A 5,908-nucleotide genomic window follows, 5' to 3' on the forward strand; every position below is an offset into this window, starting at 1 on the left:
CGCGGCGAAGCCGGGGCCGGCGGCGCGGAGATACTGCGCCCCGTGGTCGAACTGCAGTCGGCGCCCGGCATGGTCGGCCCGCCGCGTGGCAAGCCTGCCGCCCGGCGCGCGGCCCTTGTCGAACAGGCGCACGGGAACGCCGCGCGCGGCCAGGTGGCGGGCGGCGGCAAGTCCGGCCAGGCCGGCGCCCAGGATCGCGATGGTCTCGGTCATCCCGCCGGTATGGCGCCCCCGCCGGCGCGCGCAAGCCCCGCGCGGCGCGATGAGGCCACGTCAGGCGAAGGCGCGTTCCACCAGCGGGCCGGGCTGGGGCACGGCGGCGATCTCGCGGATGATCTTGCGGCGTACCGCGCCGGCGAAGGCCTCGTAGCCCTCGGCCACCATCAGGAAGGCGCCGGGGCCGCCGATCACCTCGTCCCGGTAGTATTCGTCGACCGGCGGGATGCCGGCGAGCAGCGCGGAGGGCTGGGGGGAGCGGTCGAGCACCGCGAGGCCGTTCAGCACGATGCCCTGGCCCAGCGCATCCGCGCGCGCATCGGCGACGGGCCGGCCGGAATTGTTGACCCCGTCGCCGGAGATGTCGACGACCTTGCGCAGCCCCTGGTAGCGCCGGCCGAACTGCCGCGCGGCGTAGTCCATGGCGCCGGAGATCGAGGTGTAGAGGTAGGTCTCCCGCGAGGCGCCATCGAGCGCGGCCGCGAAGCGCTCGCAGGAGGCCGCCCCGTCGAGTCGCGTCCAGGGGACCAGCGTCTGCTGCAGGTTCCAGTCGGACCAGACGAAGAGCGTGACAGCGATGGCCCCGAGCGGTCCGCCGGCGATCCCTTCCGCCAGGCGCGGATCACGGAAGGCCGAGGCATAGCCCTGCATCTGCATCTCCATCTCCTCCGCATCCACGGAGCGGGAGACGTCCACGGCGAGGACCAGTTCCACATCCACCTCCTCGGCGGCACGGGCGGTTCGGGCCTGGATCAGGGCGGGCGCGGCGAGGCCGGCGGCGAGGAACAGGCGGCGGGAGAGGCGACGCGACATCGGAACCTCCTTGCGGGGCCGTGCGTGCGGGGCCTGTCCATCCCGATGCCTCCGTCGCCGAAGGTCTTGTGGGCACAAATAGGGAACTATTTTGTGCGATGCAACAATAGCATGGTGACGCTAACAAAGCCTTGCCATCGAAATCGGCAAGTGTGGCTTTCGTGCAACGCGGACCTGGCCGCCCCCGGCCCTTTCGCAAGGGCCCGGGCGACCAGCTGCACAAAAAGTGTCTCACAAACGCGTGATGTCCGCCGCGGGGGCTGCCCTCAGGCAGCGAAGGGATCCCGCGCGCCGAGCCCGCTGAAGGGGCCCGACGGCGCCAGCTCCGCCAGCGTCTGGTCGATCGAATGCGCGGCCCCGCCCGTCCGCGGGCTGTCGAGCGGTACGACGCGGCCGAGCAGGTTGCCCACCACGCCGGTCGCATTGATCGGGTCGTTGCGGACCTTGAGGCAGGTGATGGGGGAGCGGGTGCGTTCCCAGCTGGACCGCACCGTCGGCACCGCGGTCACGGCCGGGGCCGAGATGGCGACGGCCGGGATGCCCATCCGCGCCGAGACGATCTGGGAAATGCCGCCGCCGAGGGAATGGCCGGTGATGGTCAGCCGCCCCTGGCGGCCCATCGCCGCCTGCGCGCCGCGTACCATGTCCTCGGCGCAGGAGATCTGGTGCCACAGCAGCGCGCTGCCCGCCGCCGCCACCACCGCGAGCACGGGGTGGAGCAGGCCGGGGGCCGGGCCGCCGAAGCCGGCATCCGCGATGACGTCCGCGCCGCCCGTGTCGGTCGGCTGGGTGCCGGCCACCGCCACGACCCATTCGAAGCTGCCGCCCGTGGCGCGGCGATAGACCGCGCCCTGGAAGCCCGAGAGCCGCTGGTCGAGCGGCGAGTGCCGGCTGAAGCCCGCCACGCAGGAAGCGGCGGCGTTGTAGATGCCCGCGCAGATGGCGGCGTATTCGTGGAAGGTGACGGCGGGGACGGTCATGGGCGGGACTCACGATTCCGTATGTGTGGATCGCCACACCTTGGCGAAATCCGCGCGCCCCGCCTGTGAAACGCTTCGGACTCAGAAACCCCCGCCGGCCGCGAGCCAGGCTTCCTCCGCCGCCGTGCTCGCCCGGCCGAGCGCTGCGTTGCGGTGGGGAAAGCGGCCGAAGCGCCCGATCACAGCGCGGTGCCGCCACGCATAGTCGATCGTCCCGCCCGGCTTCGCGTGCCGCGGGTCGTCGCGCAGCCCCTCGAACAGCGCGACCGCGATGTCCTGGTCGGCCATCGCTTCCGAATGCTCGAAGGGAAGGTAGAGGAAGATGCGCTGCGTCGTCGGCAGCGCCAGGTCGAGTTGCCGCGCCAGCACCGCCTGCCGCGCGAGGTCAAGCGCGCGGGCGTCGCAGGCGAAGGCCTCCGCGCTGCCGCGCCGCGTGTTGCGCGGGAACTGGTCGAGCAGGATCGCGAGCGCGAGCGCGCCCTCCGCGCTGTCCATCCAGCCATCGAAGGCGCCGTCCCGCGCCGGGTCGATCATGGCGCCGAAGCGCGCGGCGATCTCGGCGTCGAAGGCCTCGTCGCGCTTGAACCAGGCTTCGCGGAAGGTGTCGGGACCGTCGGCGAACCAGAAGGCGAGGATGTCGTTCATGCGAGGGCGCGCTCCAGCAGGCGGACGGAATGCAGCGCCTCCCGCCCCGCGAGGTCGCCGATCTGGTGGCGGCAGGAGGTGCCATCGGCGACGATGAAGGACGCGGGTGCGGCCGCGCGCACCGCGGGCAGCAGAGCGAGCTCGCCCATCGCCTTCGACGCCGCCAGCGTTTCCGCCTGGTAGCCGAAGGCGCCCGCCATGCCGCAGCAGGACGACGCAATGGGCGAGACCTTCAGCCCCGGGATGCGCTTGAGAAGTGCGACCGCCGGTGGGAAGGCGCCGAAGGCCTTCTGGTGGCAGTGGCCGTGGATATGCGCCTCGCCCTCGATGGGCTTCAGCGGCAGCGTGGCCGTCTCGCGCTCGAGGAACTCGGCGAGCAGGAAGGCGCGGGCGGCGAGCGCGCGGGTGGGCTCGCCCGGCAGCAGCGCGAGGAACTCGTCGCGCAGCGTGGTCAGGCTGGACGGCTCGATGCCGATGACGGGGCTGGTCCAGGCGGAGAGCACCTCGACGGTGCGCCGCGCCTCCGCCCGTGCCTGTTCCACAAGGCCCGCTGCGAGCCGCGTGCGGCCCTCATCGAGCGGGCGCATCCCGCGCGCCGGGCGCGCCACCGCCGGGTCGTAGCCCGCGGCCCGCAGCACGCGGATGGCGGCGCGGAGGTTCTCCGGCTCGAAGTAGCGGTTGAAGGCGTCGGGCAGCAGGATGACCTCGCCGTCGCGGCCATCCGGCGCGCGGAGTTCCGCATCGTGGAAGGCACCCCAGACAAAGCGCGGCAGCGACCGTTCGGCCGCAAGCCCGAGCAGCCGCTCGGACAGCGCGGCGAGCCCCGGGACATTGTCCCGCGCATTGGCGAGCGGCGGCAGCAGCGAGGCGAAGCGCGCCCAGCGCGGCATGGTCGCGATGATGCGTTCGCGCCAGCCGATGCCGTGCTTCGACGCGCGCGCGGCCAGCACCTCGATCTTCATCCGCGCCATGTCGACGCCGGTGGGGCATTCGCGCTTGCAGCCCTTGCAGGAGACGCAGAGTTCCATCGCCGCCGCGACCTCCTCCGAGGCCAGCGCATCGGGGCCGAGTTGCCCGGTGAGCGCGAGCCGCAGCGTGTTCGCCCGCCCGCGCGTCAGGTGCCGTTCGTCCCGCGTCGCGCGGAAGGACGGGCACATGACGTTGGCGTCGAACTTCCGGCAGGTGCCGTTGTTGTTGCACATCTCGACGGCGCCGAGCAGGCCGCCGAGCGGGCCCGGATGCTCCGACCAGTCGAGCACGGGCGTGACCTTCGCATCCGCCGCGTAGCCGGGCGCGTAGCGGAACAGGCTGCGGTCATCCATGCGCGGGGGGCGGACGACGCGGCCGGGGTTGAGCAGCGCGTCGGGGTCGAAACTGTCCTTCACCTCCTCGAAGGCGCGGGCGATGCGGGAGCCGAACATCGGCTCGTTGAACTCGGAGCGGACGATGCCGTCGCCGTGTTCGCCCGAATGGCTGCCCTTGTACTCGCGCACCAGGGCGAAGCATTCCTCGGCGATGGCGCGCATCTTCCGCACGTCCTCGCCGTCCTTCATGTTCAGCACGGGGCGGACATGCAGGCAGCCCACCGAGGCATGGGCGTACCAGGTGCCCTTGGTGCCGTGCTTCGCAAACACGTCGTTCAGCCGTTCGGTGTAGTCGGCGAGGTCGGGCAGGGCGACCGCGCAATCCTCGATGAAGGAGACAGGCTTCCCGTCCCCCTTCATCGACATCATGATGTTGAGCCCCGCTTCCCGCACCTCGGCGATCGCGGCCTGGAAGCCGGCATCGGTCGCGCGCACCACGGCATCCGGGTAGCCGAGGTCGGCCATCATCTCCTCGAGCCGATCGAGCGCGCGCAGCAGCGGCGCGTCCTCCTGCCCGTGGAACTCAACGATCAGCAGGCTGTCGGGTTCGCCCTGCACCATCCTGTCGATGGTGGCGCGGTAGATCGGGATCGACCTTCCGAGGTCGATCATCGTCCGGTCCACCAGCTCCACCGCCTCCGGGTCCAGCGAGACCAGGTGCTGGGAGGCCGCCATGGCCGCGCGGAAGGTCGGGAACTGGCAGATGCCCAGCGCCTTGCGCGGCTTGATCGGCCAGAGTTTCAGGTCGAGCGCGGCGGAGAAGGCGAGCGTGCCCTCGCTGCCCACCAGCAGCCGGGCAAGGTTGCCGCGCCCTTCGGCTCGTGCCGCCGGCGTCAGGCTTTCGATGTTGTAGCCGCCGACGCGGCGCAGCTGGTTCGGGAAGCGCGCGGCGATCTCCTCCGCCTCCCGCGCCCCCAGCGCGCGCAGCCGCTGGATCAGCTCGGCGATGGGCGCGGGCACCTCGGACCCGAGATTGTCGGGCAGCGCCCCGAAGGCGAAGCGCGACCCATCGGCGAGCAGCGCATCGATCGCCGTGACGTTGTCCGCCATCAGCCCGTAGCGGATCGACTTCGAGCCGCAGGAATTGTTCCCCGCCATGCCGCCGATGGTGCAGCGCTGCCAGGTCGACGGATCGACCGGGAAGAACAGCCCATGGGACTTGAGCGCGTCGTTCACCGCGCCGAGCGTGATGCCCGGCTGCACGCGGGCCGTGCCCGCGGCGGCGTCGATCGCGACCACGTCCCGCAGATGCTTCGTGCAGTCGAGCACCAGCGCGCGGTTGACCGTCTGCCCGCACTGCGACGTGCCGCCGCCGCGCGGCAGGACGGGGATGCCTTCCTCTCGGCAGATCGCCATCGCCGCCTGCACGTCCTCGATCGTGCGGGGCACGAGCACGCCATGGGGCTCGATCTGGTAGATGGAGGCGTCGGTCGCGTAGCGGCCGCGATCGGCGGGGGCGAACAGCACCTCGCCGCGCGTCTCCTTCGCGAGCCGCCGGGCGAGGCGCGCATCGCCGGGCATCGGGCGGTCCTTGGTCATCACGTTCATGGTGCGGCGTTCCGGCGGTTCTCGGCGGGCGGCACCCTATCCGGGCCCGCCTCCCCGCACGAATGGAACCTGCTGATGGGTTCCACAAGCGGGACTCATTGCCCGGCGATTGACCTCCGACCCTCGATGTTCCGAAAATGCAACGTCACCGCGAGGACCGCCATGCCGCGCAAGAGCCTGAGCCTCGGCCCGCTCCGGGCCAGCATCGCCGCCGGGCGGGACGGGGCGGAAGTCAGCCTTGCCCTCGGCGGCCCGCCCTGGCGTGCCTGGTATGCGCGCCTCGCCAATCGTCGCCGCGCCGCGCGCGACCAGGCATGGGCCGCGCCCGCGCCGGCCGCGCCC

At 72.0% G+C, this 5,908-nt stretch carries 6 protein-coding genes; 1 reads left to right on the forward strand and 5 read right to left on the reverse strand.

The features are described 5' to 3' along the window. From HW577_RS19115 to HW577_RS19135, 5 genes are all read right to left on the reverse strand, one after another. A partial coding sequence (locus HW577_RS19115; protein WP_198377731.1) for an FAD-dependent oxidoreductase occupies positions 1-213 on the reverse strand: 213 nt, incomplete at its 3' end. A gap of 60 nt (positions 214-273) precedes the next feature. Continuing rightward, positions 274-1,029, reverse strand: a complete 756-nt coding sequence (locus tag HW577_RS19120; RefSeq protein ID WP_198377732.1) for a DUF1194 domain-containing protein — start codon at positions 1,027-1,029, stop codon at positions 274-276. A 266-nt stretch (positions 1,030-1,295) separates the two neighbouring features. Continuing rightward, positions 1,296-2,009: a hypothetical protein gene (locus HW577_RS19125; RefSeq protein WP_198377733.1), complete on the reverse strand. Its 714-nt coding sequence runs from the start codon at positions 2,007-2,009 to the stop codon at positions 1,296-1,298. Positions 2,010-2,090: 81 nt separating this feature from the next. Next, positions 2,091-2,654 (reverse strand): DUF924 family protein, encoded by a 564-nt coding sequence (locus HW577_RS19130; protein WP_198377734.1) that lies wholly within the window; start codon positions 2,652-2,654, stop codon positions 2,091-2,093. Continuing rightward, positions 2,651-5,566 carry an FAD-binding and (Fe-S)-binding domain-containing protein gene (locus HW577_RS19135; protein WP_198377735.1) on the reverse strand — a complete coding sequence of 972 codons (2,916 nt, stop codon included), beginning with the start codon at positions 5,564-5,566 and terminating at the stop codon, positions 2,651-2,653. The genes HW577_RS19130 and HW577_RS19135 overlap by 4 nt, the downstream gene beginning before the upstream one ends. Positions 5,567-5,728: 162 nt before the next feature. On the opposite strand from HW577_RS19135, the gene HW577_RS19140 reads away from it, so the two are divergent. Continuing rightward, on the forward strand, positions 5,729-5,908 hold a 180-nt coding region (locus HW577_RS19140), incomplete at its 3' end, for a hypothetical protein (RefSeq protein ID WP_198377736.1).

The sequence above is a fragment of the Neoroseomonas rubea genome (assembly GCF_016106015.1).
Lineage (GTDB): Bacteria > Pseudomonadota > Alphaproteobacteria > Acetobacterales > Acetobacteraceae > Neoroseomonas > Neoroseomonas rubea.